This is a genomic window from Kitasatospora mediocidica KCTC 9733, assembly GCF_000744225.1.
Classification (GTDB): Bacteria; Actinomycetota; Actinomycetes; order Streptomycetales; family Streptomycetaceae; genus Kitasatospora; species Kitasatospora mediocidica.
Genome location: NZ_JQLN01000006.1, coordinates 39,599 through 65,723 on the forward strand (window position 1 = coordinate 39,599; position 26,125 = coordinate 65,723).

The window sequence follows — 26,125 nt, forward strand, 5'->3', positions numbered from 1 at the left end:
GGGAGGTACGGGCGCACCGACCCGGGCGGGGAGGGGTCAGTCGTGCGGCGGCAGCGCGCCGATCTGGTGGTCGGCCACGTTGAGGGCCTCGTCCACCAGGCGCTTCAGGTGGCCGTGGCGCAGCGAGTAGACGACCCGGCGGCCGTCCTTGCGGGTGGCCACCAGGCCGGCCAGGCGGAGCTTGGCGAGGTGCTGGCTGACCGACGGGCGGGCTGCCCCGCACGCCTCGGTGAGGGTGGTGACGTCGGCCTCGCCTGCGCCGAGGTGGTGCAGGAGCGCGAGGCGGGTGCGGTCCGACAGCAGTGCGAGGAGTGAGGCGGCGACCTCCAGCCGCTCGTCGTCGTCCTGCTCCTGCGACCCGTGTGCACCTGCCAGGTGCGTGCTTGCGCTCATGTGCACATGGTAGGCGGCCGGGTTGGCGCGCCCGGGGCGTGCGGGGCCTCGGGCGGTTGTGACGGTTGTGCGTGGGCAGGAGACTGGAGTGGTCCGGGCCGGCCCACCGACACGGCGGCCGGCCGTGCGTACCGACAGCTGACGGGGTGTCCGACGTGAGCATCGACCGAGCCTTCGAGCAGGCTTTCGGCGGCTGGCAGGAGTCACGGCCCCAGGCGGTCGCCCGCGAGGGGGCGGGCGGTCCGTCCGGCGTGCTGCGGGTCGTCGACGACCGGAGCGGGCGGCTCGGCGGGATCCGCTCCGACCGCCGGGTGCCGTTGCGGCTCTGTGTCCACCTGCGCTGCGACGGCGGGCGGATCGGGCTGACGGACCTGCGGGCCGCGCTGGTCGGCGACGTCCTTCAGCGCACGGCGGAGGTCGTGGGGCTTCAGGTGGTTCCGGTTCTCGTCGTCCCGGAGCTCGGCTCCGAGCAGGCCAAGGTCCTCGACCGGGCTGCCGCGGCGCTCGGTATCCATCCGGCCGTGGCCACCGTCGGCCTCGCGCAGGCGCGCGGAGCGCTGGGCGGACCGGCGCACGCACACGTCGTCGCGCAGGGTGCCGACGCCGGCGCCGCGCCGGACGGCGAGGCGGACGGCGAGGCGGACGGTGTGTGGATCGCGGTGGGGCATGCGGAGGGGGAGGAAGGCGTGGGCGAGCTGGACGGCGGTGCGGCGCAGGGCCTGGCCTCCGGCGCGGTCGACGCGACGACCGTGCGGCTGGCCCTCCTCGCCCGCCCGCACGGTGAACCGGCCCGCGCCGACGCCGGCGCGCTGGGCGAGGCGGCGCTCGCGTTGGCCGCCTGGCGCAGGCAGGTCGCCGGTTGGGCGCAGTCGCCCTCCGGTCCCGTCCCGGACGAGCTCCGACGCGAGGCCGACGCCGCGTTCGCCACCGACCTGGACACCCCGGCCGCGCTGGCTCTGCTGCGCCGCGTCGAGCGGACGGGGAGCCTGGCCGAAGGCGTCAGGTTCGAGACCTTCGTCCTGGTGGACCGCGTGCTGGGCCTGGAACTCGCCCGGGACATCGCCCTGGTGGGGCAGCGGCGGGAGTAGCCTAGGCATCGGCGCCGGACGGCAGTTCGCGTTCCAGCGCGTCACTCACATGCGAGCGCGCCTCCGCCGTGCTCAGCAGGCCGGACAGCCAGCGGCCGCTGAGGCCCTCGACCAGGGCGGTCAGCCGGACGGCCGCGGCCCGCGGATCGGACCGCCCGACGATGCTGCCGTCCTCCCGGCCGTCCTCGATCAGCTCGGCCAGGTCGACGATCCAGCGTTCGGTGGCCGCCGACACAACCGGGCGCAGCGTGTCGTCGAAGGTGGCGGCGGCCCGGAACTCGCCCCACACGGCCGAGTTCTCCCGCACGGCGCTCTCGTCCTGGAACTCCCCGACCAGTTGGCGCAGTAGGGCCTCACGGCCGGTGGCGCCGTCGGCGGCGTGCGCATAGTCCTCGGCGCGGTCGTTGACGTACTCCATGGCGGCGGCGATCAGGCCGGCGCGGTCGCGGAAGTGGTAGTAGATCAGGGTCTTGGAGACCCCGGCCTCGGCGGCGACGTCCTCCACCCGCAGGCCGCGGACGCCGCGCAGGGCGATCACGCGGCAGGTGGACTGGAGGAGCTTCGCACGTCGGGTAGTCATGCAGACACAGTAACCGCGGCGATCACTCCGTCGGAAGTATTGACTGAATTTTCAGTTCAGAGGAGGATCGGGGCACCGAGCACCCCGAGTGTCAGCTCTTGGGAGCATTCCTCCCGATTTGGCGGGTGCTGGGCTGACTGAAAATTCAGACGAGAAGAGGGTCCGATGACCTTGCGCATGCCCGCCGAATGGTCCGAGCACGACGGCTGTCTGATGGCCTGGCCGACCCGGTCCGAGTTGTGGGGCGCGGTGCTGGACGAGGCCAAGCAGGAGTACGCCGAGGTCGCCCGCGCCATCGCGCAGTTCGAGCCGGTGACCATGGTCGCCCCGCCCGGGCACGGGGACGAGGCACGCGAGCGCTGCGGGAGCGGCGTCGAGGTGGTCGAACTGCCCATCGACGACTCGTGGTTCCGGGACTCCGGTCCGATCGTGCTGCTCGGGGCCGACGGCGAGCGGGCCGGCGTGGACTTCCGGTTCAACGCCTGGGGCGGCAAGCACCACCCCTTCGACGCCGACGACCGGATCAGTGCGCTGCTCCTGGAGCGGCTCGGCCTGCGGCGGATCGTCTCCGAGATGATCCTGGAGGGCGGCGCGATCACGGTCGACGGTGAGGGCACCCTGATCACCACCGAACAGTGCCTGCTGCACCCCAACCGCAACCCCGGGATGAGCCGGGAGCAGATCGAGGCCGAGCTGATCGCCCGGCTCGGGGTCGAGAAGGTGATCTGGCTGCCGTACGGCGGACTGCTGGACACCGAGACCGACGGACACGTGGACGGCGTCTGCGCCTTCGTCGCCCCCGGCCGGGTGCTGGTCCAGCTGCCGAGCGATCCTGAGCACCCCGACTACGAGCGGATGCGCGCCAACCACGCCGTCCTGGCCGCCGCCACCGACGCGCGGGGGCGGGCGCTGGAGATCGTCGAGCTGCCGCAGAGCGCGTTCGTCGAGGTCGACGGCACCAGCACCGAGGTGGGCTACCTGAACTTCTACGTCGCCAACGGTGGGGTCGTGGTCCCCGTCGCCGACCTGCCGGGGGACGAGGCGGCGCTCGCCGTCATCGCGTCCGTCTTCCCCACCCGCAAGGTCGTCGGCGTGCGCACCCGGGTGATCGCCTTCGGCGGCGGCGGGGTGCACTGCATCACCCAGCAGGTCCCGGCGGCCGCGCGCGCCCAGGCGTAGGCACCGTCCGCAGCTCGCTCGCCCCGTACATCACGGAAGCCCCCCACAGAGCAGGACAAGGACACGCCGATGCCGACCTCCCCGCCCCCGCCCCCGTCGCCCGGACACAGATCCTCGCGCCGCCGCCTCGCTCTCGCCGCCGCGGCGCTGTCCGCGGTCACCCTGGTCGCCTCCTGCGCCGGCCCGCCGGGTACCGCCTCCGGCTCCGGCGCCAGTGCCGCGGCCGGGTTCCACCTGGTGCCCGGCACCCCCGCCGCCAAGGGTGAACTCGCCTCGTTCAGCTGGGCGTTGTACGCCGAGCCGCTGACGCTCGACTACATCAACGCCTTCGACTACCCGTCGAACATGATCCTCTCCAACGTCTGCGAGAGCCTGATGCGGTGGACGCCGCAGCTCACCGAGGTACCCGGGCTGGCCGAGAAGGCGTCCAACCCCGACCCGACCACCTGGGTCTACGACCTGCGCCCCGGAGTGCACTTCCACGGCGGCGGCGTGATGACCTCCGCCGACGTGGTGTTCAGCCTCCGGCGGCAGATGGACCCGGCGCTCGCCTCGGCGTGGTCCAACGTGTTCCAGAACGTGGACTCCGTCACCGCGACCGGCCCGTTGCAGGTCACCGTCAAACTGAAGACCCCCGACTCGCAGTTCCCCCAGTACATGGCCACCACCGCCGGAGTGGTGGCCAGCGAGGCCGGCGTCACGAAGGCCGGCAAGGACTACGGAACCGCGGGCGGCGTGGACTGCACCGGCCCGTACCAGCTCGGGGCCTGGAACAAGGGGCAGTCGCTCGAACTGGACCGCTTCGACGGCTACTGGGGCACCGCGGCCAAGTCGAACAAGGTGGTCTTCGACTTCCTCACCGACCCCTCCGCGCGGACCAACGCGATGCTCAGCGGGCAGGTGGACGGCGGCTACCTGATCCCCACCGAGAGCTACGAGCGGCTGCGGGGCAGCAAGGCCGGCACGCTCTCGTTCGGCCAGAGCCTGAGCACCGTCAACGTCAACGTCACCAACATGCAGGGCCCGCTCGGCGACGTCCGGGTGCGCCGGGCGCTGTCGCTGGCGCTGGACCGCTCCGGCTTCGTCCGGACCGGCCTGGCCGGGGGCGGTGCCGTCACCGGTTCGCTCACCGCGGCTGCCGCCTGGGACGCCGCCCCCGCCGACACCCGGCAGGCCGCCCTGAACGGCCTGCCGCCCACCGCGCAGGACATCGCGCAGGCCAAGGCGCTGGTCCAGCAGGCCGGCGCGACCGGGAAGACGGTCACCGTCGCGACCAGCCCGATCGGCCAGGACGTCTCGCTGCTGGCCACCGCCGTGCAGGCGGCCGGCACCCGGATCGGGCTGAACGTGCAGCTGAAGACGGTCGCCCCGAACGCGTACTCCGCGCTGTTCACCGACCCGCAGGCCCGGCAGGGCATCGACATGTTCCCCGAGACCTACTACCTCTCGATCACCGACCCGATGGACCTGCTGACCAACTTCCAGACCGGGTCCTACCAGAACTACGCCGGCTACAGCGACCCCGGCTACGACGACCTGGTCAAGCAGGCCACCGCGAGCTACGACCCGGCCCAGCGGCTGGCTGTCGAGGCGAAGTTGAACCAGAAGGCCGCCGACCAGGTGCTCTGGATCCCGGTGGCCGAGTGGCCCACCAGCGTGTTCCTCAACAAGCGGATCACCGGCGCGCCCACCACCATCAGCTACCTCTACTACCCGTGGGCCGCCGACGTGGGGGCCGCCGGGTGAGCCCCCTGCGATCGACCCTCCCGCGCTCGGGACTGCTGCGCTTCGCCGTGCGCCGGCTGGTCGAGATGGCCGCCACCCTGTTCGGCGCCTCCTTCCTGATCTTCGGCGCGATGTACCTCGCACCGGGCAACCCGGCGAGTTTCCTGCTCTCCGGACGGTCGGCCTCCCCGGCGGCACTGAAGGCGATCAACGACCAGTACCACCTGAACGACCCCTTCGCCGTGCAGTACCTGCGCTGGCTCGGCCAGGTGCTGCACGGCGACTTCGGGCGCTCGATCGAGTACCGCACCAGCGTCTCCAGCCTCCTCGCGGCCCGGCTGCCCAGCACCCTGCTGCTGGTCGCGATGGCGCTGGTCCTGGTCCTCGCCTTCGGCCTCGCGCTCGGCTGGATCGGCGCGGTCCGCGGCGGTGCCACCGACTCCGCGATCCTGGTGAGCACCACCTTCGCCGTCGCCACCCCGTCGTTCGTCGCGGCGGTCCTGTTGCAGGGCCTGTTCGCGGTGAAGCTGGGCTGGTTCCCCACCAACGGCACCGGCAGCGGCCCGGTCTCGATGCTCTGGCACCTGACGCTGCCGGCCGTCGCGCTCGCGCTCTACCTGATCGGGATGCTGGCCCGGGTCACCCGCGCCGCGATGCTCGACGTCCTCGGCCAGGAACACGTCACCGTCGCCCGCAGCCGGGGCCTGGCCGAGCGCCGGGTGATCCAGCGCCACGTGTTCCGCAACGCGCTGGGCACCGTGCTCACCACCGGCGGGCTGATCGTCTCCACGCTGCTGATCTGCACCGTCCTGGTGGAGTCCGCGTTCAGCGTGGGCGGGATCGGCCAGCTCCTCGAACTCTCCACCACCACCAAGGACTTCCCCGTGGTCCAGGCGATCTCACTGATCATCGTCGGGCTCTTCATGGCCGTGAACCTGGTCGTCGACCTGCTCCACCCGCTGGTCGACCCCCGGATCGCGCTCGGCTCCGGGAGGTCCGCCGGATGAGCACCGCCGCCCTGCCGCGCCGCCGCGTCCTCGCCCGGATCCGCACCTCCCGCGCTCCGCTCAACCTGCTCTGCCTGGCCTTCGTCGCGCTGGTCGTCGCGTTGGCCGTCCTCGCCCCCTGGCTCGTCCCGCACGACCCCAACGCCGTCGACCTCGGCAACGCGCTCGGCGGACCCTCCGCCGACCACCTGCTGGGCGTGGACGCCTCCGGGCGCGACACCCTCTCCCGGCTGATCACCGGTGCCCGCACCTCGCTGCTCGGCCCACTCGGCGTGGTGGTCTTCTCCACGCTGGCCGGGGTGGCCGTCGGCGTGGTGTCGGCCTGGCGGGGCGGCTGGCTGGACTCGGTGCTGTCCCGCGGCACCGAGCTGATCTTCGCCTTCCCCGGCATGCTGCTCGCGATCCTGGTCGTCTCGCTCTACGGCGAGGGGCTCACCGCCCCGGTCCTGGCCCTCGCCGTCGCCTACCTGCCGTACGTCAGCCGGCTCACCCGCTCGCTGGTGCTGGCCGAACGCGAACGCCCGTACGTGGCGGCCTACCAGGTGCAGGGGCACTCGGCCTGGCAGATCTGCCTGCGGCACGTGGTCCCCGCCATCGCGCCCGTGGTCCTCGCCCAGTCCACCATCAACTTCGGCTACGCCCTGATCGACCTGGCGGGCCTGTCCTTCCTCGGTCTCGGGGTCCCGGCCCTGACTCCCGACTGGGGGCGGATGGTCTTCGACGGCGAGTCCGCGATCCAGTCCGGCTACCCGCTCTCGGCGATCCTGCCGTGCGCGGCCATCGTGCTGACGGTCGTCGCCTTCAACGTCGTCGGCGAACGCTGGGCCGACCAGGTCGCCAGGAGGGACCGATGAACACCCCCGACAGACCTCCCGCCCCGCCACTGGACATCCGGGGGCTGCGGCTGCGGCTGCCCCGCACGGCCCGACCGGTCCTGGACGGCGTCGACCTCACCGTCGGCGCGGGCGAGACCGTGGCGCTGGTCGGCGAGTCGGGCTCGGGCAAGACGCTCACCTCCCGCAGCGTGCTGCGCCTGCTGCCGACCGGCGCCGCCACCGAGGGGACGGTACGCGTCGCCGGCGACGACGTCCTGGCCATGGACCCCGAGCAGCTGCGCCACCTGCGCACCGGCACCGCGGCCATGATCTTCCAGGACCCGCGAGCCGCCATCAACCCGCTGCGCCGGATCGGCGACTTCCTCACCGAGAGCCTGCGCCTGAACACCGCCACGCCACCGGCCGAGGCCACCCGGCGCGCGAGCACGCTGCTCGAAGCCGTCGGCCTCACCGACGCCGCGCTGCGCCGCTACCCGGGCCAGCTGTCCGGCGGCATGCTGCAACGCGTCATGATCGCGGCGGCGCTGATGGGTGAGCCCGCGCTGCTCCTGGCGGACGAACCCACCACCGCGCTGGACGTCACCACCCAGGCCGAGGTGGTGTCCCTGCTCGGCGACCTGCGCGAGCGCTTCGGCACCGGGCTGCTCTTCGTCACCCACGACCTCGGCCTCGCCGCCGCCATCAGCGACCGGGTGTACGTGATGTACGCCGGACGGATCGCCGAGACGGGCCCGGCCGACGCGCTGTTCAGCCGTCCCCGCCACCCCTACACGGCCGCGCTGCTCGGCTCCACCCCGCGACTGGACGCGCCGCCCGGCAGGCTCGTCGCCATCGACGGCCAACCACCCGGCCTCCAGGTCGAGTTGGCTGGGTGCCCGTTCGCGCCGCGGTGCGGCTACGCCACCGACCTCTGCCGCGACCAGGCGCCCGCCGCCCGTCCCCTTCCGGGGGATCCGGCGCGCCTGGTCGCCTGCCACCACAGCGACCGGCTCGAAGGGAGTGCCCTCGATGGATGAGGTGGATCAGTCGGTGGGGGCGACGAGCGCGACCCCGGTGCTCCAGGTGAGCGGACTGCACCGGACGTACGGCGCGGTCCGCGCGGTCGACGACGTCTCGTTCGCGCTGGCGGCCGGCGGCTCGCTCGGCATCGTCGGCGAGTCCGGTTCGGGCAAGACGACCACCGCCCGGATCATCGTCGGCCTCGAACAGGCCGACACCGGGCGGGTGTCGGTGAACGGCCGGGAACGGACCGGGCGCGGCCGGGGGCGGGCCCACCGGCTGGCGCGGGCGCGGGAGGTTCAGCTGGTCTTCCAGGACCCCTACCTCTCGCTGGACCCGCGCACCCCGGTCGGGGCCGTCCTGCGCGAGGCACTGCGCCTGCACTTCCCCGGCGCCGACCACACCAGCAGGGTCGCCGAGCTGCTGGACCAGGTGGGCCTGGGCGAGCGGTCGGCCGATGCGCTGCCCCGCCAGCTCTCCGGCGGCCAGCGTCAACGGGTGGCGATAGCACGGGCGTTGGCCGTCGAGCCGGCCGTCCTGGTGCTGGACGAGGCGGTGGCCGCGCTCGACGTCTCGGTGCAGGCGCAGATCCTCAACCTGCTCGCCGACATCCGCGAACAGACCGGCGTCGGCTACCTGTTCATCACCCACGACCTCGGCGTGGTGCGCTGTGTCACCGAACAGGTGATCGTCATGCGGCAGGGGCGGATCGTCGAGTCGGGCCCCACCGCCCGGGTCCTCGCCGATCCCCAGCACCCTTACACCCGGCTGCTGTTGGAGTCCGTGCCGCGACCGGGCTGGGACCCGCGCGCGATCGCCGCGGCACGCCGCGCCCTTCGGCAGGCCTGAGGACTGTACTGTCATGAATCGCCCTCTAGGTGACAGAACAGTACGAAACCGGGGTCTTCATGCGAAACCTCCCGCCGTCCCGCCGGACGGTGCTGCGAGCCGGCTCGGCGTTGGCGGCCCTCGCGGCGCTGGAGGGCTGCACCTCCTCGCCGCCGGGGCCGGAGGACTCGACGCCGCCGAGCCCGACCGCGAGCGCGACCGGGCCGGTCCGGCTGATGCCCGCCGAGTGGCTGCCGCACACCCGCACGTTCATGGCCTGGCCGGCCCTGACCGAGGTGTGGGGCGACCAACTCCCGGACGTGCAGCAGGACATCGCCCATCTGGCGCAGGCGGTCGCGCAGTTCGAACCGGTCGTCCTGATGGCCTCGCCGGACCAGGTCGCAGCGGCGCGGCAGCTGTGCGGCTCCTCGGTCGAGGTCATCCCCCTGCCGGTCGACGACCTCTGGGCGCGCGACACCGGGCCGACCTTCGTCACCGGTCCGCAGGGCGCGCTGTCCGGTGTGGACCTCAACTTCAACGGCTGGGGCAACAAGCAGACCCACGCCAACGACAGCCAGGTCGCCGGGCGCCTGCTCGACACCTACCGGATCCCCCGGGTGCAGGCGCCGATCACCGGCGAAGGAGGTGCGATCGAGGTCGACGGGATGGGCACCCTGATGGCCACCGAGAGCTCGTTGGTCAATCCCAACCGCAATCCCGGCCGCACCCGCGACCAGATCCAGGCCGATCTGCAGGACCTGTTCGGCGTGCGGAAGGTCATCTGGTTCAAGGGTGTCGCCGGCCAGGACATCACCGACTGCCACGTCGACGCGCTGGCCAGATTCGTCCAGCCCGGCGTGGTCGTCCTGCACCGGCCCGGTCCGGACACCCCGCCCGACATCTGGTCCACCGCCTCGGACCAGGCGCAGCAGGTGCTGCGGACGGCCACCGACGCCGACGGCAGGAGCCTGCGGGTCGTGGAAATCACCGAGCCGGACTTCACGAAGATCAGCGGGCAGGGCAAGAACTTCCTGGCGACGTACGTCAACTTCTACGTGGTCAACGGCGCGGTGATCATGCCGCGCTTCGGCGACCAGGCGGCCGACGAGAAGGCGGCCGCCACGCTGGGGGAGCTCCACCCCGGGCGGAAGATCGTCCAGTTGACGATCGACGCGATCGCGGCGGGCGGCGGCGGCATCCACTGCTCGACCCAGCAGCAGCCGGTGACCGCCGCCGCGACTCCGTAGGGGCCCGGTCGGGCGCTCGTTCAGGCGCGGCCGGGTGCCCGTGGTCCCCGGGCGCCCGCCGCCAGCGCGTGGACCAGGGTGCGCATCACCGACTCGGCGTCGACCTGCGCGTCCAGCGACTGGACGGCGGCCAGCCCGTCGGCGGCCGCCGCCACCGCCTCGCCCAGCGGGACCGGGTCGAGGCCGTCGCCGCGCTCGTCGGCCAGCACCTGGAAGAGGTCGACGAAGCAGCCGCGCCAGCGCCGGTACTCGGCCTCCAGGCTGCTGCGGACCCGCTCGTCGTTCAGCGCGAACCAGTGCAGGGAGGAGTGCAGGCGGGACAGGTCGACGCCCTCGGGCCGGGTCAGCAACTCGATCACGCGATCGGCCCGCCGGGCGAAGTCCCCGGGAGCCTGGACGGCCTCCTCCAGGGGTGTGATCCACTCCGGCCGGATGTCCTCGATCACCGCGACGATGAGGTCCGTCCGGTCCTGGAAGTGGTAGTGGCACATGCCGTGCGACACCTCGCCGAGCGCGGCGACGTTCCGCGTGGTGAAGCGGGCCAGTCCGTCCTCGGTCAGCAGGGTGCGCGCGGCGGCGATCAGCCGGGCGCGGGTCTGCTCGCCCTTCGCGGAGCTGCGCGAGCGGCCGCCCCGGGCGGTGCGGCCCGCTTCGGCAGTGTCCGGCGCCGACTCCGCCGGGGGAGCGGGGGGTCGGGTGTCCTTCGCACGGGTAGCCACGGCGCCACTCTAACGAACCGGCCGATCACGGCGGGCGGGTGGCCCCGAGCCCGCCGCCGGTTCGTCGTGGAGCCCGGCGGGACAAGAGATCTGACGATGCGTCAGATCGAGAAGGTGTGCGCAGATTATTGACCGAGCGCTTGGTCAGTTATAGCGTCCCCGGCATCGGTGGAACCTCCACGGATGGTCGACGGGAGAGTGCACATGAACGAGCACACTGAGCCCCAGTACCTGCTGGGCAGAAGGAAGTTGCTGGCCGCCGCCGGGCTGACCGCGGCCGGCGCGGTGTGGACGGTGGCCGGCGGCGGCACCGCCCAGGCGGCGCCCCGGGTGACGCCCCGGGCGGTGTCCCAGCTGAGCGCGCGGACCCGCACCGCGGCCGGGTCGGCCCTCGTGGTCCCGGCCGACAGCCTCCCGCACACCCGGACCTGGATGGCCTGGCCCGACAACGCCAAGATCTGGACCGGGCGCGGGGCGCTGGCGGCCGTTCAGAAGAACATCGCGCTGATCGCCAACACGATCGCGAAATACGAGCCGGTCTTCGTCTGCGCCAACGCGGCCAGCGTCGCGGCCGCCCGCAAGGCGTGCAACGCGCGCAATGTGACGGTCATCGGGACGATCCCCGTCGACGACTGCTGGATGCGCGACTCGGGCCCGATATTCCGCACCGACGGAGCGGGCGGTCTCGACGCGGTCGGCCTCAACTTCAACGGCTGGGGCAACAAGCAGACGCACGCCAACGACGCCCTGGTCGCCGGCCGGATCGCGGCCTACGTCGGCGTGCCGTTCACGGCGGCGGGCCTGGTGAGCGAGGGCGGTGCGATCGAGACCGACGGCGACGGCACGCTGATGGCCACCCGGAGCAGCATCATCAACTCCAACCGCAACCCCAGGATGACGCAGGCGCAGATCGAGTCCGCGATGTGCGCCGCCTACGGCGCCTCGAAGGTCATCTGGTTCACCGGGATCAGCGGCCAGGACATCACCGACGACCACGTCGACGCGACCTCGCGGTTCCTCGGCGACGGGAGTGGCCTGGTGCAGATGCCGCTCTCGACGGACACCGACGTCTGGTCGAACGACGAGCGCCAGCAGTACAAGGCGCTGTCCGCCGCCACCGACGCCCAGGGCGTCCCGATGCAGGTCACCCAGCTCCAGGGGCCCGACTACAACCGGATCCGCTCGACCAACCCGGACTTCGTCGGCTCGTACGCCAACTACTACCTCTGCAACGGCGCGGTGATCTCGGCCCAGTTCGGTGACACGAACGCCGACAACGCCGCGTACGACAGCCTGTCCGCCCTCTTCCCGGACCGGGTCGTCGAACAGCTCGACATCGACGCCCTCGGCGCGGGTGGCGGCGGCATCCACTGCGTCACCCAGCAGCAGCCGGCCGTCTGACACCGTTCCGGCTGACCGCACGGGCCGGGCTGTCCGGGGCCCCGGTCTGCGAACCTCATCAAAATCTCATGTACCGCCCAGCAGAATGCCGAGGTGACCCGGGGCCGCCCGGGGCGGTCCGTCTCCGGTGCCCGTCCCCTGCGGGCACCGGAGACGAATTTGACTGACTTTTCAGTCAGTGTCAGGGTACGGGCCATGGTGAAGCCAGCAACTCCTCCCCGCCCGCGCGGTCGCGCCGTCCCGGATCGGCTGCCGGCCACGGCCGCGGCTGCGGCCACGGCCGCCCAGCGAGGGGGAGCACGATGAGTCGGCCGACCCACGGGGTGCACCCGCTCAACTGGTCACTGACGCACGGGCTGATCCCGCACCTGGTGCTCGCGGGCGGCCTCGCCGCGCTGCTCGCGCTGGCGGTCTCGCGGCGCAGCCACTGGTGGAGCCGCCGTCTCCCGCTCGCCCTGGCGCTCACCGCGGTGCTCAGCGTGCTGCTGCAGTTCACCGTGGACGACTGGTGGCAGCCGTTCCCGGACCACCTGCCACACCGGGTCACCCTCTGGCTGGGCGCCGGCATCCTCGGGCTCTGCCTGGCCGCCCTGCGGACACCTCCCGCGCGTTGGCGCGGCCGGGCCGCCATCGCCCTCGGCGCCGCGCTGGTGACGCTGATGTCCGCCTCGCAGGTCAACCGGCACTTCGACCAGTACCCGACGGCGCGGGTGCTGCTCGCCCCCTGGATCGGCAGGACCGACGCGCTGCCCACCAACCGGGACCCCAACACCGTGGCCGCGCCGCCCGGCCGCGCGCTCTCCGAGGTCTGGCACCCGACCGGCCACCTGCCGGACGCGGGCACCGTCTCCACCGCGTCGATCCCGGGCGTCAAGTCCGGCTTCAAGGCGCGCGACGCCTACGTCTACCTCCCGCCCGCCTACCGGACCAGCCCGCGCCCGCTGCTGCCCGTCCTGGTCCTGATGGTCGGCCAGCCGGGCTCTCCGGAGGACTGGATCGGCGCCGGCGCGCTGCAGGACCAGATGGACGCCTTCGCCGAGGCCCACCAGGGCCTGGCCCCGATCGTGGTGGTCGTCGACCAGACCGGCTCGATCTGGAGCAACACGCTCTGCATGGACTCCAGGATCGCCAAGTCGCAGACCTACCTGGCCCAGGACGTCCCCGACTGGATCACCTCCCACCTGCAGACCGCCCCCGGGCGCACCGCCCGGGCGATCGGCGGGCTCTCGCTGGGCGGTACCTGTTCCCTCCAACTCGCCGTCAACGCGCCGGAGGTCTACGGCTCCTTCCTGGACATCTCCGGGCAGCAGGAACCCACCCTGGGCAGCCACGCCAGGACGGTCGACGAGGCGTTCGGCGGCGACGAGGCGGCCTTCGACGCCGTCGACCCGCTGCACGTGATGGCGCACCGCAGCTTCCCCGACACCGCCGGCTCCTTCGTGGCGGGGGCCGGCGACGGCGAGTTCCGGCCGCAGCAGGAGAAGGCGTACGCCGCCGCAGTGCAGGCCGGCATGAAGGCCGTGTACGCGACCGTCCCCGGCGGCCACGACTGGAACACCTTCCGCACCGGACTGGGCGAGAACATCCCCTGGCTGGCCCGGCAGACAGGACTGACCCCGTGACCGAGACCGTCCCCGCGATACCGCGGACCGAGACCGTCCCCGTGACCGCCGTCCCCGTGACCGCCGACTCCGGGGCCGGCTACCGGCGTTGGCGGCCGACGGCGGCCCGGTTCGCCGCCCGGCTGCGCGCCGCGCCGCTCACCGTCTCCCTCCTGGTGGTGCTCTGGGCCGTCGGCGTGGCCAGCGGCAGCATCGGCCACCAGGTGCCGCAGGGGTTGGTCGAGGAGGTCGGCACCGGTCTGCCGACGCTCGCCGACGGCTGCTGGTGGAGCCCGGCGACCTCGCTGCTCTGGTGCTCGGGCGTCAACTCGTACGTGGTCACCAGCCTGCTCCTGCTGGCGGTCGGGCCGGCCGCCGAGAAGCGGCTCGGCACCGGGCGCAGCGCCGCGGTGCTGATCGGCTGCCAGGTGCTCGGCAGCCTGCTGGGCATCGGCGCCGTCCAGTTGGGGACGCTCGCCGAGCTGGACTGGATGCTGGACATCCAGGACCAGCTCACGGTCGGTCCACTGACCGGGATCCTGGGCCTGGCCGCGGTGCTCAGCTTCCGGCTCAGCGTGCTCTGGCGGCGCCGGCTGAGACTGCTGGTCGTGCTCGTCCCGCTGGTGATGATGCTCTACGTCGGCCATCTGCCCGGCGTGCAGCGGGTTGGCGCGGTGCTGGTCGGGCTGGTCGCCGGCGCGTTGATGTACCGGCGCGGGCCGGCCCTGCCGCGCCGGGTCTCGCAGACCGAGGCCCGGGTGCTGGTCGCGCTCTGCCTGGCGGCGACCGCGCTGGGCCCGCTGGTCGCCTCGCTCTACCAGGGCGCCGGCGGCCCGTTCAACAGCCTCGGAGACCTCTACTTCTCGCACGTGCCGAGCGCCCAGGACCTCGCCGACGCCTGTGACGAGTCGCTGCGGGCCTGCGCCCGCGCGCACTCCGTGCAGCGTTTCTACGCCTCCCCGGGCCGCCTGATGGCCGCCCTCGTCCCCGCGCTGCTGCTGGTGCTGGCGGAGGGGCTGCGGCGGGGGCTGCGGGTGGCCTGGCGGCTCGCCGTCGTCACCGAACTGCTCTGGATGGGCGTCCTGGGCAGGGTGCTCGAACTCACCTACGGCGACTCGGTCAGCAGCGGCTACACCCGCTACCTCTACGAGGTGATCGGCGAGTCGCTGCTGTTGCCCGTGCTGATCCTGGCCCTGCTGCTGGCCGCCCGGCCGCGCTTCGGCCAGCGGCTGCGGCGCCGGGACGCCCGCCGGCTGGCCGCCGCGATCGGCGGGTCGCTGCTGCTGGCCTGCGGCGCGTACGTCGGGGTGGGCACCCTGGTCCGCGACCAGTACGAACCCACCACCACGCTGCTGCGGCTGGTGGCCGGCCTGCCGGCCGAGCTGCTGCCGCCGGCCTACGGCGAGCTGCTCCCCGATCGCCCGATCGCGGACGGCGGCACCGCGCAGTGGCTGGAGATCTGCTGCGGGCTGCTCTTCTGGGCCGTCACGCTCTGCGCCCTGCTGCTGGCCTTCCGACGCCCGCGGGTGCACGTCGGCGCGGCGGACGCGGCCCGGGCCCGCGCGCTGCTCACCGCCCACGGCGGCTCGACGCTCTCCTTCATCGCCACCTGGGACGGCAACCACTACTGGTTCGACGAGGAGGGCCGGGCCGCCGTCCCCTACCGGGTGCTGTCCGGCCTGGGGCTGGCCACCGTCGCGCTGACCACCGGTGACCCGTTCGGCGAACCGCAGGCCCGGCAGCGGGCGGTGGCGGGCTTCGCCCGGTACTGCGACGCCCGGGGGTGGACGCCCTGCTTCTACAGCGTCACCCCGGACACCCTGGCCGCGGCCGAGGAACTCGGCTGGCGCTCCCTCCAGGTCGCCGAGGACACCGTGGTCGCGTTGCCCGACCTCGCCTTCACCGGCAAGAAGTGGCAGGACATCCGCACCTCGCTCAACAAGGCGGACCGGGACGGGATCACCGCCGAGTGGTGGAGCTACCGCGACGCGCCGATCGCCATCCGGGACCAGATCCGGTCGATATCGGAGGAGTGGGTCGCCGACAAGGGCATGCCGGAGATGGGCTTCACGCTCGGCGGGCTGGACGAACTGGACGATCCGGCCGTGCGGGTGCTGGTCGCGGTGGACGCGGACCGTACCGTGCACGGGCTGACCAGCTGGATGCCCGTCTACGAGAACGGCGAACCGGTCGGCTGGACGCTGGACTTCATGCGCCGCCGGGCCGAGGGGTTCCGTGGCGTCATGGAGTTCCTGATCGCCTCCGCCGCCCTCAGCTTCAAGGAGGAGGGCGCCCGCTTCCTCAGCCTCTCCGGCGCCCCGCTCGCCCGGTCGGCGCAGGACGAGCCGCCCAAGGCGCTCCAACGGATGTTGGACGGGATGGGCCGGGTGCTCGAACCGGTCTACGGGTTCCGGTCGTTGCTCGCGTTCAAGGCCAAGTTCCAGCCCGAGTACCGGCCGCTGTACATGGTCTATCCCGACCCGGCGGCGCTCGCCGCCATCACCCGCGCCATCGGCAAGGCCTACCTCCCGCACCTGACCGCCGCGCAGGGCCTGCGCCTGACGCGTCGGCTCACCTCGTAGCGGACGGGCGCCGCCTCCCGGTCCTCGGGCCCGAAGGGCACCGGCCAGCCCGGCCGGTGCCCTTTGTCGAGGGCGAGGGGTTGACTGAAATTTCAGTCAGTGCGAGAGTGGTCGGGACGTCGCCGGCCGCTCAGGCCCTGGAGTTCTCCACGGCGCCCGTCCCGGTGTGCTGCGGCCGCCCGTTCGTCGCCGCGATCCCGCCGTCCGTTCCCCGCCCGTTCGTCGTTGCCGGTCCGGCAGAGCGACACTCGATCCGGAGGTCCCCATGACCGAACCCGCCCACGCCCGTCCTTCGCTCGGTAGCCGCCTCTTCGGGGAGCGCCCCTCGCGCAGGGGCCTGCTGGGTGCCGCCGGCCTCGGCGCGGCCGCCCTGGCCGTCGGCTCGTCGGCCGGCGCCGCCGCGGCGCAGGCCGCGCCGCAGCGCTGGCGGGTCGGCATGGACGACACTCCGCACCGGCGCACCTGGATGTCCTGGCCGGCCGGCAAGTCCATCTGGGGCCGCCGGCTGCGCGGGGTGCAGGACGACATTGCCCTGATCGCGAGCACGATCGCGGCCTACGAGCCGGTGATCATGTGCGCGGCCGACGACTACGCCGCCGCGGACGCCCGGGCCCTGTGCGGTCGCGGGGTCACCGTGACCAGCGAGATCCCCACCGACGACCTGTGGATGCGCGACATCGGCGCGGTGTTCCGCCAGGACGGCTTCGGCGGGCTCGACGCCGTCGGGCTCAACTTCAACGGTTGGGGCAGGAAGCAGACCCACGGCAACGACGCCCGGGTGGCCGGGTACGTCGCGGAGTACGAGTCGCTGCGATTCAGCCGGGCGGACTTCGTCGGCGAGGGCGGCGCGATCGAGACCGACGGTGACGGCACGGTGATGGCCACCGAGAGCAGCCTCGTCAACAAGAACCGCAACCGCGGCATGAGCCGGGACGAGGTCGAGGCGGCCGTGCTCGACGCCTACGGCGCGGACCGGATGATCTGGCTCCCCGGCATCAAGGGGAAGGACATCACCGACGACCACGTCGACGTCACCTCCCGGTTCATCCGTCCGGGCGTGGTGATGGTGCAGCTGCCGCCGGAGGACCGTACCGACGTCTGGGCCAAGGACGCGCGCGAGCAGTTCGCGATCCTGGCCGGTGCCACCGACGCGCGCGGGCGCCGGCTGCAGGTGATCCGGGTGGACGGCCCCGACTCCGTGCGGTCGAAGGACCCCAAGTTCGTCGACTCCTACCTGAACTTCCACGTCGTCAACGGTGCGGTCATCACCGCCCAGTTCGGGGACCGGGTGAAGGACGCCGCGGCGCGGGCCACCCTCGCGGCGGCGTTCCCCGGGCGCGAGGTCGTCCAGCTCGACGTCGACCGCCTGATGGGCGGAGGCGGCGGCATCCACTGCTCCACCATGCACCAGCCGCTGCCGTAGGCCCGCTCTTTCGTCCGCGACCTCTCGCGAAGAACCCCGTACATCCACCCGCTGGAGTGTTCCGTGCCCCCGTTTCCCCTGTCCCGTCGAACGATGCTGCGCTCGCTGGCCGGAGCCGGGGTGGTCGCCCTCGGGGCCGCCGCCTGCGCGCCGGACGAGCCCGAACCCGCGGCGCCCGGTCCCTCCGGGCCGCCCGCGCCGGGTGCGAGCGCACCGGCGGCCAGTGCGCCGGCGGGTCGCCGGTTCGGCGCGGAGTGGGAGAACCACGCGCGCACCTTCATGGCCTGGCCGGCCTCGGACGGCATCTGGGGCGAGCAACTCCCCGCCGTACGACAGGACATCGCGGGCCTGGCCAAGGCGATCGCCGGCTACGAACCGGTGGTCCTGCTGGCCCGCCCCGGACAGCAGGACCAGGCGCAGCAGGCCTGCGGCAACGACGTCGAGGTCGTCGCGATCCCGGTGGACGACTCGTGGGCCCGCGACACGCTGCCGGTCTTCGTCGAGCAGTCGGGCAAGCTGATGGGCGTCGACTTCAACTTCAACGGCTGGGGCGGGAAGCAGCAGCACGGCAACGACGCCAAGGTCGCCCGCACGGCCCTGGAGCACTACGGCATCGGACGCGTCGAGACGCCGGTGGTCGCCGAGGGCGGCTCGTTCGAGACGGACGGCCAGGGCACGCTGTTGATCACCGAGAGCGCGGTGGTCAACGACAACCGCAACCCCGGTCGGTCCAGAGACCAGATCGAGGCCGAACTCGTGCGGGCGCTGGGCGTCCGGAAGGTCATCTGGCTGGCCGGCGTGCGCGGCAAGGACATCACCGACGCCCATGTCGACTGCCTGACCCGCTTCGTGGCCCCGGGCGTCGTCCTGCTGGACCAGGCCTTCCCCGGCAACCCGCCGGACATCTGGTCGCGCGCGGCGGACCAGGCGCGGGGTGTGCTCCAGAACGCCACCGACGCCCGCGGCGGCAAGCTGCAGATCATCGACCTGCCCCAGCCCGACCCCGACCGGGTCACCGGGCGCGGCGACGCCTTCGTCTCGTCCTACGTCAACTTCTACGTCGCCAACAAGGCGGTGTTCGTCCCCCGCTTCGGTGACGACCGGGCCGACGACCGGGCGCAGCAGATCCTGCGCGACCACTTCCCCGGCCGCGACATCGTCCCCGTGAAGATCGACACGATCGCCTCCGGCGGCGGCGGAATCCACTGTTCCACCCACGACCAGCCGGCCACACCAACAATCTGACGGCCCATCAGTCGTCGGGCCCGTCCATTCCAGTCCCCAGGAGGAAACGTGCAGTTGACCCCGACGGAGCGTGATCGGCTGCTGCTCTTCGGCGCCGCGCAGCTGGCCCGGGCGCGCCGGGCCCGCGGGTTGCGGTTGAACGTGCCGGAGGCGACCGCGCTGATCGCGGACACGGCCTGCGAGGCGGCCCGGGACGGCGCCCGGCTGGCGCAGGCGATCGCGGCCGCTCGCGGAGTGCTCGGACCGGAGGACGTGCTGCCGGGAGTGGCCGACGTGGTCACCGAGATCCAGGTCGAGGCGGTCTTCGACGACGGGACCAGGCTCGCCGTGATCACCGATCCCTTCGGGGGTGGTGGCGGGCTGGGGGAGGAGGCGCCGGGTGCGGTGCTGCCCGGCCCCGAGCCGCTGTCCGACCCGGAGCCGGCGGTCCGCCTCCCGGTGCGCAACACCTCCTCGGTGCCGATCTCGGTCACCTCGCACTTCCACTTCTTCGAGACCAATCCCCGGCTCGCCTTCGACCGGGCCGCCGCCTACGGCACCCGGCTGGCGGTGCCGGCCGGCTCGTCCGTGCGCTTCGACCCGGGCGCGGTCGTCGAGGTCGGGCTCGTCCCGATCGGCGGCGCCCGCGTCGCGATCGGCTTCGCGGGCCTGGTGGACGGCCCGCTGGACGCGCCCGGCGCCCGGGAAGCGGCGCTCGCGAAGGCCCGCGCGACCGGCTACCTGACCAGCCACTCGACCAGCCACTCGACCGGCCACCTGAACACTTTCGACGACCCGGAGGTCGCGCAATGACCGGCATCGGCCCGCAGGACTACATCGCCGTCCACGGCCCGCGGGCCGGCGACCGGGTGCGGCTCGGCGACAGCGGGCTCGTCGTCCGGGTCGAGTCGGACTCGCAGGCGCCCGGTGACGAGTTCCTGGTCGGCTTCGGCAAGACCGGCCGGGACGGGATGCACCTGAAGGCCGCGGCCGTCCGTGACACCTGCGACGTGGTGATCAGCAACGTACTGGTGATCGACGCCGTGCAGGGCATCCGCAAGACCTCCATCGGCATCAGGGAGGGCCGGATCAGCGCCATCGGGCGGGCCGGCAACCCGGACACCCTGGACGGCGTGGAGGTGGTGGTGGGCACCGGGACGTCCATCGTCTCCGGCGAGGGCCTGATCGCCACCGCCGGTGCGATCGACACCCACGTCCACCTGCTCTCGCCGCGGATCATGGAGGCCTCGATCGCCTCCGGCGTCACCACCATCATCGGCCAGGAGTGCGGCCCGATGTGGGGCGTCGGCGTCAACTCGCCCTGGGCGCTGCGGCACGCCTTCAACGCCTTCGACGCCTGGCCGGTCAACATCGGCTTCCTGGGCCGGGGTTCGTCCTCCGACGCCGGTCCGCTGGTGGAGGCGCTGGCCGAGGGGGGCGCCTGCGGCTTCAAGGTCCACGAGGACCTGGGCGCGCACACCCGCGCGCTGGACACCGCGCTGCGGGTCGCCGAGGACCATGACGTCCAAGTGGCGCTGCACACCGACGGGTTGAACGAGTGCCTGTCGGTCGAGGACACCCTTGCGGTGCTGGAGGGGCGCACCATCCACGCCTTCCACATCGAGGGCTGCGGCGGCGGGCACGTCCCCAACGTGCTCAAGATGGCCGGCGTCGCCAACGTCATCGGCTCCTCCACCAACCCGACCCTCCCGTTCGGCCGCGACGCCCTCGCCGAGCACTACGGCATGATCGTCTCCGTGCACGGCCTGAAGACCGACCTGCCCGGCGACGCGGCGATGGCCCGCGACCGGATCCGGGCCGGCACGATGGGCGCCGAGGACGTGTTGCACGACCTCGGGGTCATCGGCATCACCTCCTCCGACGCCCAGGGCATGGGCCGGGCCGGCGAGACCGTGCGCCGCACCTTCGCGGTGGCGGCCAAGATGAAGGCCGAGCTCGGCCCGCTGGAAGGGGACGGCCCGGGCGACGACAACGCGCGGGTGCTGCGCTACATCGCCAAGCTCACCGTCAACCCGGCCATCGCGCACGGACTCGCCCACGAGGTCGGGTCCATCGAGGTCGGCAAGCTGGCCGACATCGTGCTCTGGCGCCCCGACCACTTCGGCGCCAAGCCGCAGATGGTGCTCAAGGCCGGCTTCCCGGCCTACGGCGTGACCGGCGACCCGAACGCCGCCACCGACCACTGCCAACCGCTGGTCCTGGGACCGCTGTTCGGCGGACACGGCGCGACACCGGCCGACCTGTCGGTGGCCTTCGTCAGCCGGGCGGCCGCGGAGTCCGGCTCGCCCGGCAGCCCGCACGACGCGATGACGACCCGCCGCCGCCGGGTCGCCGTCCGCGACACCCGTGGCATCGGCCCGGCCGACCTGGTGCACAACGCCCGCCTGGGACAGGTGCTGGTCGACCCGCGCAACGGTCTGGTGACCCTGGACGGCGCGCCCGTCCACTCGGAGGCGGCGCAGGAGGTCCCGCTCAGCCGGCTCTACTTCCTGTAGGGCCCGCCGCCGGGTGGTCGCCGAGCCGGAGCCAGCGCCTGAGCCAGCGCCTGAGCCAGCGCCTGAGCGAGCCGGCGGCGCGTTGCGGCGCGCGGGGGAACGCGGCGCGTTGTGCGCGGTGATCACGGGGTGGTGTGGATACGATCACGGCGCAGGGGCCGGTGGAGTGGCCGAGAGGCGAGGCAGCGGCCCGCAGAGCCGCGCACATGGGTTCGATTCCTATCTCCACCTCAACTTCCGTGCGGCAGCCGGTGGTCACCACCTGCGGGCCGTGCCCGATCTGGGAGACCCACGATGGCGAAGATCCTCGTTGTGCTGACCGGCGCCGACCACTGGACGCTTGCCGACGGCACCGAGCACCCCACCGGCTTCTGGGCCGAGGAGATGGTCGCCCCCTACCGCGTGTTCACCGCGGCGGGCCACGAGGTCGTGGTGGCGACGCCCGGCGGTGTGGTGCCCACGCTGGACCGGGCGAGTCTGGCACCGGAGTTCAACGGCGGGCAGCAGGCGGCGGACGAGATGGCCGCGGAGCTGGCCGCGATCGCGGAGGTACGGCGGCCGATCAAGCTCGCGGACGTGCGGCTCGACGACTACGTGGCGGTCTTCTACCCCGGCGGGCACGGCCCGATGGAGGACCTGGCGGTCGATGCCGAGTCCGGGCGGCTGCTCACCGCCGCCCTCGACTCGGGCCGGCCGCTCGGCGTCGTCTGCCACGCCCCCGCCGCGCTGCTGGCCGCCCGGCGCGCCGACGGCAGCTCGCCGTTCGCCGGCTACCGGCTGACCGGTTTCAGTAACGCCGAGGAGGCCCAGGCGGGCTTCGCGGACCGGGCCAAGTGGCTGCTCCAGGACCGGTTGGCCGAGCTCGGGGCGGACTACCAGGAGGGTCCGGCCTGGGCCCCGCACGTGATCGTCGACCGCAACCTGTTCACCGGCCAGAACCCGGCATCCTCAGGGCCGTTGGCCGCCGAGCTGGTCAAGTCGCTGAGCTGACCGCCGGGCTGACGGCCTGACACAAGCAAGGCGGGCGCGGGGCGCTCAGGGTTCGCCGAAGGGACCCTCCTCGGTGAACCGGCGCAGGCCACGGGCGAAGGCCCGCGCCTCGTCGGGCGGCCAGGATTCCAGCGAGGCGGCGATCCGGGCCGCCAAGCGCCGGCGCATCACCGCCACGGTCTCGGTGCCGCGCTCGGTGAGGGTCAGCAGCACCGAGCGCCCGTCGGCCGGGTCGGGCTCGCGCCGGACCAGCCCGGCCGCCTCCAGCCGCGAGGCGCGCCGGCTGACGCCGGAGCGGTCCAGGCCCACCTCGCCGGCCAGCTCGGCCGCGCTGCACGGTCCGGTCCTGGCCAGCGCGCTGAGCACCGGGTAGCTGACCGCGTCCACGGCCTCGCCGAGGTGTTCGGTCAGCTCCTGGTAGAGACTCGCCCGCACGCTGCGTTTGAGCAGCGTGCCCAGCGCGTCGGCGATGTCGTGCCCGATCCGGTCGTCCGCGTTCCCGTTCTCCATGTCCTCAGTTTAGCGTGCGCTGTGCACGCATCTTGGGACGCGCGCGGTCAGTGCCACACCCGCAGGTAGTCCGCGGAGAAGGTCAGCGGGCCGGGCGGGTGCGGTGCCGGGTGGTAGCGGCCCGCGTCCACCGACAGGTTGAGGATCAGGTAGGCCGACCAGCTCGCCGGGACGCCGGCCCGGTCGGCGTACACCAGGGTGCCGTTGACGTACCAGTTGACCGACCGCAGGCCGTACGCCGTTCCGACGGTGATCCAACCGAGCGGCGCGACGGTGGACGGGTTGGTGTAGGCGTGCTGTCTGCGCCGGATCTGGTTGGTGAGCTCCAGGAGCGCCGGGTGGTCCGGGTGGTACTCGAAGGTGTCGATCTCGTTGCCGCCGTCGCGCCACGTCCACAGCGCGGGCCAGGCCCCGATCCCGGACGGCAGCAGGACCGCCGTCTCCAGGTAGTCGCCGGGGCGGACCTGGAATCCCTCGGGGGTGCCCTCGGTCGTCAACAGCCCGGTGTCCCAGGCCTGCCGGCCGTTCTCCAGCAGCTCGGCGCCGGGGCGGGCGGTGAACGTCACCACGCTGCCGGCGACCGTGACGTTGGCGGGTTGGAGCCAGTCCAGTTTGTCGTCGGCCGGATTGTGCGTCCCGTACTGGTAGGCGCTGGTGGTCGAGCTGTTCCAGCGGTGGGCGGAGATCGGGGCGCTGAACTCCTCGGCCCAGCTGAGGGTCCGGCCGACGGTGGGTCCGAAGGCCGCGCCCGAGACCGTGCCGATCGGCACCGGCGGACCCGGGGGTCCGGGCGGGGCGCTGGGGGTGGCCGGGCCGGCCACCCCGACCGGCATCGTGGTGGACGGCAGGTCGTACCAGCTGCCGTTCACCGCGTAGGCGCCGAAGATCGTGTAGGTGCCGGCCGGGAAGCTCTTCGGCGCGGTGGTGAGGGTGTAGCCGGCCGGCGGGATGACGACCTCGTACACCCCGGGGAAGTCCAGGACGGATCCGCCGGCGTCGCGCACGGCCACCGTCAGGACGTCCGCGACGAAGGCGACATCGGAGTGGACCGTCAGTGTGACCGAGACCTCCGTGCCGGATGCCGAGTAGGTCGGGGTGAGGACGTCCTGTGTCACGTGGGCCATGTGGTACCTCCTGTGCGTGACTGGTGGGTGCCCGGTGCGGTCGGTGTGTATACGTGCGCTGGCGGCGCGCCGGGAGCACGGGGTGCACAACCGGGCGCGCGGATTCCGCTTCACGCCAGGGGGTGGCAATGGGGTGTCGGTCGTGCACCGTCGAAAAATCGTGCGACGGATCCGTCGTCGGATGCTAGTTTCCGCAGCATGGAACAGCTGGCCGAGAAAGAGATCCGTGCGTCCTTCGTGAATTGCTCGAAGGGGGAGGCGGGGCGGATCAACCTGCCCAGAAGCCTGCCGGAGACACCCTGGGACGAGCTGGATTTCCTGGGCTGGCGCGATCCGGGCGCCCCGGACCGAAGCTACCTGGTCACCGGCTATCAGGGCGTGCTGACCGGCATCACGCTGCGGGTGCCGACGGGTATCCGGCGGAGCCTGACGAGGACGAATATCTGCTCGTTCTGCGCCACCTCGCACGCGGGTTCCGGCGTCGCGCTGCTGACCGCGCGGAAGTCCGGTCCGGCGGGTCGTCAGGGCAACTCGGTCGGTGCCTATGTCTGTGCCGATCTGGCCTGTTCGCTCTATGTGCGGGGCCGGAAGAAGTCACAGCTGATCGAGCGCTACGTCGAGAATCTGACGGTGGAGGAACAGGTCGAGCGCATGGTCGCGAACGTCGGCCTCTTCCTCGACCGGGTGCACCTGCAGGGCGAGGGCGAGGGGTACTGACGCGCGACACCCCGCCTGCGTGGTGGGGTGTCGCGCGGCTGCCGTCAGCTCGGCCGGAGCCACTGCCCCCAGTGGGTCGGTGCCTCCGCCGCCGTGCTGCGGCAGCACGGCTGCGTGCAGTCGGGCTCGTCCTCCGGATCGGTGACGAACGTGTCCGTCCCGGCGATGATCGTCGGGTGTTGCTCCATGGGAACCCCTCCTGGTTTGTCAGAGGCTGACACTACCTTCCGTCACCAGTCATGTACATGGAGCATCTGTACGAACCTACCGTCGGCAGCGGGCGCGGCGGTGGAGGTTCAGCTGTCGAAGCCGACGTGGACGTGGTCGTGGTGGGTGTCGTCGGTGAAGAACTGGTTGGGCGTCGAGCCGCCTGACAGCTGGCGCGGTCCGCCGACGTTGTACGACCCGGCGGCCGCCGCGGCGCGCATGAAACCGTCCACCAGGTCGTGGGCGGTGGTCGGGTCGACCACCGTGCGGCCGTTGATCTCCCAGACGTCGAAGGCGCGTCCGAGCGGGTGGTCGCTGGGGCGGGTGGTGCCGAAGACGTCCAGCGGATGGCCGGAGCGGACCACGCTGACCCGGAACGTGTAGACCTGGGCCAGCGTCAGCATCGCGGTGAGGACGCTCGGGTGGACGGCGCCGCTGCGCAGGTCGGCCGCGGCCGCCGGGGGGAGCTGGATCCGGTCGTCGGAGAGGATGCGCGCGGCGTCGGGGGCCGGGGTGGCCGCGGCCGGTCCGGGCTCGGCCGGGTGCAGGGCCGTGACGGTCCAGCGCGGGGTGGCGGCGCTCAGCCGGACGTCCACCGTGGTACCGCCCGCGGCCACGGCGTCGGCGCCGCTCTGGGTCCACTGGTCGCAGACCACCAGCACGCTGGCCGAGTCGGTGAGGATACCGCCGTACTGGGCGTCGATCACCTGGAGCGCGGCGCGGTCGGCGGCGGAGAGCAGCGGGCCGGCCTGGTCGGCCAGTGCGGGGTCCAGGCCCAGCGGGGCGACCCGCGCGCCGGCGGCGGACACTCCCTGGCCGCCCGTGGGCCAGCTGCCGAGCGCCTCGACGAGTTGGACGGCGCGCAGCTTGACGTCCGGTTGGATCTCGCCGGGGCCCGGCAGCCAGGGCGACGTGGCGGGCAGCGCGGGCGGGTTGGGGGAGGCGCTCGTGGTGGTCGGCGAGGTCGGCACGGTCGGGGTGGGGCTGCCGTGGCCGTTTCCGGTGCTGCTGCTGCCGGTGCCGCAGCCCGCCGCCAGCGCCAGGCCGAGCGCGCCCGCCAGCGCACCGCGCCGGTCCACGCCGCCCCCGATCTGCCGCGCATCCCCCGGTGCTTCGTGCTCCATGACCCACTATGGGCACCTGCCGCCCCGGTTCGCGAGCACCCCCACCGCGCGCCCCGGCCACCGACACCGGATCAGCTCAACAGCGGGCTCACCGCACTTGGTGAG

The 26,125-nt window shown here is 72.8% G+C and carries 24 protein-coding genes and 1 tRNA gene; 18 read left to right on the forward strand and 7 right to left on the reverse strand.

All coding sequences use genetic code 11. The annotated features are described in order from the left end of the window. Positions 1–36: 36 nt before the first annotated feature. A complete protein-coding gene (locus tag BS80_RS26445; RefSeq protein ID WP_035802923.1) occupies positions 37–393 on the reverse strand; it encodes an ArsR/SmtB family transcription factor in 357 nt (118 codons plus the stop codon). Positions 394–548: 155 nt separating this feature from the next. On the opposite strand from BS80_RS26445, the gene BS80_RS26450 reads away from it, so the two are divergent. Then, positions 549–1,481, forward strand: coding sequence for a hypothetical protein (locus tag BS80_RS26450; RefSeq protein ID WP_157536620.1), 933 nt, complete (start codon positions 549–551; stop codon positions 1,479–1,481). A gap of 1 nt (position 1,482) precedes the next feature. Here the strand turns inward: BS80_RS26450 and BS80_RS26455 are convergent, their stop codons facing one another. Continuing rightward, positions 1,483–2,061: a TetR/AcrR family transcriptional regulator gene (locus tag BS80_RS26455; RefSeq protein WP_035802924.1), complete on the reverse strand. Its 579-nt coding sequence runs from the start codon at positions 2,059–2,061 to the stop codon at positions 1,483–1,485. 165 nt (positions 2,062–2,226) lie between these two features. Here BS80_RS26455 and BS80_RS26460 point away from each other — a divergent pair, with 165 nt between their 5' ends. The 7 genes from BS80_RS26460 to BS80_RS26490 all read left to right on the forward strand — a co-directional run bounded on the left by BS80_RS26460 (position 2,227) and on the right by BS80_RS26490 (position 9,882). Beyond that, on the forward strand, positions 2,227–3,240 hold the full coding sequence (locus BS80_RS26460; RefSeq protein ID WP_035802925.1) for an agmatine deiminase family protein: 1,014 nt from the start codon (positions 2,227–2,229) through the stop codon (positions 3,238–3,240). A 69-nt stretch (positions 3,241–3,309) separates the two neighbouring features. Continuing rightward, a complete protein-coding gene (locus tag BS80_RS26465) occupies positions 3,310–4,986 on the forward strand; it encodes an ABC transporter substrate-binding protein (protein WP_035802926.1) in 1,677 nt (558 codons plus the stop codon). Then, positions 4,983–5,972, forward strand: coding sequence for an ABC transporter permease (locus tag BS80_RS26470; protein ID WP_269676124.1), 990 nt, complete (start codon positions 4,983–4,985; stop codon positions 5,970–5,972). Before BS80_RS26465 ends, BS80_RS26470 begins: the two co-directional genes overlap by 4 nt. After that, positions 5,969–6,826 carry an ABC transporter permease gene (locus BS80_RS26475; RefSeq protein ID WP_035802928.1) on the forward strand — a complete coding sequence of 286 codons (858 nt, stop codon included), beginning with the start codon at positions 5,969–5,971 and terminating at the stop codon, positions 6,824–6,826. Before BS80_RS26470 ends, BS80_RS26475 begins: the two co-directional genes overlap by 4 nt. Then, entirely contained in the window at positions 6,823–7,824 is a 1,002-nt protein-coding gene (locus BS80_RS26480; RefSeq protein ID WP_035802929.1) for an ABC transporter ATP-binding protein, read from the forward strand. The genes BS80_RS26475 and BS80_RS26480 overlap by 4 nt, the downstream gene beginning before the upstream one ends. Continuing rightward, on the forward strand, positions 7,817–8,656 hold the full coding sequence (locus tag BS80_RS26485; protein WP_051967219.1) for an ABC transporter ATP-binding protein: 840 nt from the start codon (positions 7,817–7,819) through the stop codon (positions 8,654–8,656). The genes BS80_RS26480 and BS80_RS26485 overlap by 8 nt, the downstream gene beginning before the upstream one ends. Before the next feature lie 59 nt (positions 8,657–8,715). Next, the gene (locus BS80_RS26490; RefSeq protein WP_035804003.1) at positions 8,716–9,882 is read left to right on the forward strand and encodes an agmatine deiminase family protein; all 1,167 of its coding nucleotides are present in this window, start codon (positions 8,716–8,718) and stop codon (positions 9,880–9,882) included. A gap of 20 nt (positions 9,883–9,902) precedes the next feature. Here the strand turns inward: BS80_RS26490 and BS80_RS38075 are convergent, their stop codons facing one another. Beyond that, the gene (locus BS80_RS38075) at positions 9,903–10,601 is read right to left on the reverse strand and encodes a TetR/AcrR family transcriptional regulator (RefSeq protein ID WP_051967220.1); all 699 of its coding nucleotides are present in this window, start codon (positions 10,599–10,601) and stop codon (positions 9,903–9,905) included. A 204-nt stretch (positions 10,602–10,805) separates the two neighbouring features. Here BS80_RS38075 and BS80_RS26500 point away from each other — a divergent pair, with 204 nt between their 5' ends. From BS80_RS26500 to BS80_RS26540, 9 genes are all read left to right on the forward strand, one after another. Next, positions 10,806–12,002 (forward strand): agmatine deiminase family protein, encoded by a 1,197-nt coding sequence (locus tag BS80_RS26500; protein WP_035802931.1) that lies wholly within the window; start codon positions 10,806–10,808, stop codon positions 12,000–12,002. 302 nt (positions 12,003–12,304) lie between these two features. Next, complete coding sequence (locus BS80_RS26505) at positions 12,305–13,624, forward strand: alpha/beta hydrolase (protein ID WP_063772086.1); 1,320 nt, start codon at positions 12,305–12,307, stop codon at positions 13,622–13,624. Then, entirely contained in the window at positions 13,621–16,185 is a 2,565-nt protein-coding gene (locus BS80_RS26510; RefSeq protein ID WP_051967221.1) for a bifunctional lysylphosphatidylglycerol flippase/synthetase MprF, read from the forward strand. The genes BS80_RS26505 and BS80_RS26510 overlap by 4 nt, the downstream gene beginning before the upstream one ends. Before the next feature lie 265 nt (positions 16,186–16,450). Further along, entirely contained in the window at positions 16,451–17,608 is a 1,158-nt protein-coding gene (locus BS80_RS26515) for an agmatine deiminase family protein (protein WP_035802933.1), read from the forward strand. A gap of 93 nt (positions 17,609–17,701) precedes the next feature. Continuing rightward, positions 17,702–18,853, forward strand: coding sequence for an agmatine deiminase family protein (locus tag BS80_RS26520; RefSeq protein ID WP_035802935.1), 1,152 nt, complete (start codon positions 17,702–17,704; stop codon positions 18,851–18,853). A gap of 48 nt (positions 18,854–18,901) precedes the next feature. Next, entirely contained in the window at positions 18,902–19,645 is a 744-nt protein-coding gene (ureA, locus tag BS80_RS26525) for an urease subunit gamma (protein ID WP_051967222.1), read from the forward strand. Then, on the forward strand, positions 19,642–21,348 hold the full coding sequence (locus tag BS80_RS26530; protein ID WP_035802937.1) for an urease subunit alpha: 1,707 nt from the start codon (positions 19,642–19,644) through the stop codon (positions 21,346–21,348). The genes ureA and BS80_RS26530 overlap by 4 nt, the downstream gene beginning before the upstream one ends. Before the next feature lie 160 nt (positions 21,349–21,508). After that, positions 21,509–21,579, forward strand: a tRNA-Cys gene (locus BS80_RS26535). Positions 21,580–21,642: 63 nt separating this feature from the next. Further along, the gene (locus BS80_RS26540; RefSeq protein WP_035802939.1) at positions 21,643–22,338 is read left to right on the forward strand and encodes a type 1 glutamine amidotransferase domain-containing protein; all 696 of its coding nucleotides are present in this window, start codon (positions 21,643–21,645) and stop codon (positions 22,336–22,338) included. A gap of 45 nt (positions 22,339–22,383) precedes the next feature. On the opposite strand, the gene BS80_RS26545 is transcribed toward BS80_RS26540, so the two are convergent. Together BS80_RS26545 and BS80_RS26550 are read right to left on the reverse strand one after the other, a co-directional pair. Next, positions 22,384–22,848, reverse strand: coding sequence for a MarR family winged helix-turn-helix transcriptional regulator (locus BS80_RS26545; protein ID WP_035802940.1), 465 nt, complete (start codon positions 22,846–22,848; stop codon positions 22,384–22,386). A gap of 47 nt (positions 22,849–22,895) precedes the next feature. Next, the gene (locus BS80_RS26550; RefSeq protein ID WP_232246661.1) at positions 22,896–23,972 is read right to left on the reverse strand and encodes a glycoside hydrolase family 16 protein; all 1,077 of its coding nucleotides are present in this window, start codon (positions 23,970–23,972) and stop codon (positions 22,896–22,898) included. A gap of 198 nt (positions 23,973–24,170) precedes the next feature. Here BS80_RS26550 and BS80_RS26555 point away from each other — a divergent pair, with 198 nt between their 5' ends. Beyond that, entirely contained in the window at positions 24,171–24,689 is a 519-nt protein-coding gene (locus tag BS80_RS26555; RefSeq protein ID WP_035802941.1) for an FBP domain-containing protein, read from the forward strand. A 44-nt stretch (positions 24,690–24,733) separates the two neighbouring features. Here the strand turns inward: BS80_RS26555 and BS80_RS41130 are convergent, their stop codons facing one another. After that, positions 24,734–24,877 carry a hypothetical protein gene (locus BS80_RS41130; protein ID WP_157536621.1) on the reverse strand — a complete coding sequence of 48 codons (144 nt, stop codon included), beginning with the start codon at positions 24,875–24,877 and terminating at the stop codon, positions 24,734–24,736. A 108-nt stretch (positions 24,878–24,985) separates the two neighbouring features. Beyond that, positions 24,986–26,020 (reverse strand): hypothetical protein, encoded by a 1,035-nt coding sequence (locus BS80_RS26560; protein WP_035802942.1) that lies wholly within the window; start codon positions 26,018–26,020, stop codon positions 24,986–24,988. Between the last annotated feature and the right edge of the window lie 105 nt (positions 26,021–26,125).

Coding starts and splice junctions, on each gene's coding strand:
- BS80_RS26460 (WP_035802925.1), top strand. CDS start 2,227: ATGACCTTGCGCATGCCCGCCGAATGGTCCGAGCACGACGGCTGTCTG.
- BS80_RS26455 (WP_035802924.1), bottom strand. CDS start 2,061: ATGACTACCCGACGTGCGAAGCTCCTCCAGTCCACCTGCCGCGTGATC.
- BS80_RS26560 (WP_035802942.1), bottom strand. CDS start 26,020: ATGGAGCACGAAGCACCGGGGGATGCGCGGCAGATCGGGGGCGGCGTG.
- BS80_RS26515 (WP_035802933.1), top strand. CDS start 16,451: ATGACCGAACCCGCCCACGCCCGTCCTTCGCTCGGTAGCCGCCTCTTC.
- BS80_RS26555 (WP_035802941.1), top strand. CDS start 24,171: ATGGAACAGCTGGCCGAGAAAGAGATCCGTGCGTCCTTCGTGAATTGC.
- BS80_RS26480 (WP_035802929.1), top strand. CDS start 6,823: ATGAACACCCCCGACAGACCTCCCGCCCCGCCACTGGACATCCGGGGG.
- BS80_RS26485 (WP_051967219.1), top strand. CDS start 7,817: ATGGATGAGGTGGATCAGTCGGTGGGGGCGACGAGCGCGACCCCGGTG.
- BS80_RS26465 (WP_035802926.1), top strand. CDS start 3,310: ATGCCGACCTCCCCGCCCCCGCCCCCGTCGCCCGGACACAGATCCTCG.
- BS80_RS41130 (WP_157536621.1), bottom strand. CDS start 24,877: ATGGAGCAACACCCGACGATCATCGCCGGGACGGACACGTTCGTCACC.
- BS80_RS26530 (WP_035802937.1), top strand. CDS start 19,642: ATGACCGGCATCGGCCCGCAGGACTACATCGCCGTCCACGGCCCGCGG.
- BS80_RS26500 (WP_035802931.1), top strand. CDS start 10,806: ATGAACGAGCACACTGAGCCCCAGTACCTGCTGGGCAGAAGGAAGTTG.
- BS80_RS26505 (WP_063772086.1), top strand. CDS start 12,305: ATGAGTCGGCCGACCCACGGGGTGCACCCGCTCAACTGGTCACTGACG.
- BS80_RS26540 (WP_035802939.1), top strand. CDS start 21,643: ATGGCGAAGATCCTCGTTGTGCTGACCGGCGCCGACCACTGGACGCTT.
- BS80_RS26550 (WP_232246661.1), bottom strand. CDS start 23,972: ATGGCCCACGTGACACAGGACGTCCTCACCCCGACCTACTCGGCATCC.
- BS80_RS26520 (WP_035802935.1), top strand. CDS start 17,702: ATGCTGCGCTCGCTGGCCGGAGCCGGGGTGGTCGCCCTCGGGGCCGCC.
- BS80_RS26475 (WP_035802928.1), top strand. CDS start 5,969: ATGAGCACCGCCGCCCTGCCGCGCCGCCGCGTCCTCGCCCGGATCCGC.
- BS80_RS26545 (WP_035802940.1), bottom strand. CDS start 22,848: ATGGAGAACGGGAACGCGGACGACCGGATCGGGCACGACATCGCCGAC.
- BS80_RS26445 (WP_035802923.1), bottom strand. CDS start 393: ATGAGCGCAAGCACGCACCTGGCAGGTGCACACGGGTCGCAGGAGCAG.
- BS80_RS26490 (WP_035804003.1), top strand. CDS start 8,716: ATGCGAAACCTCCCGCCGTCCCGCCGGACGGTGCTGCGAGCCGGCTCG.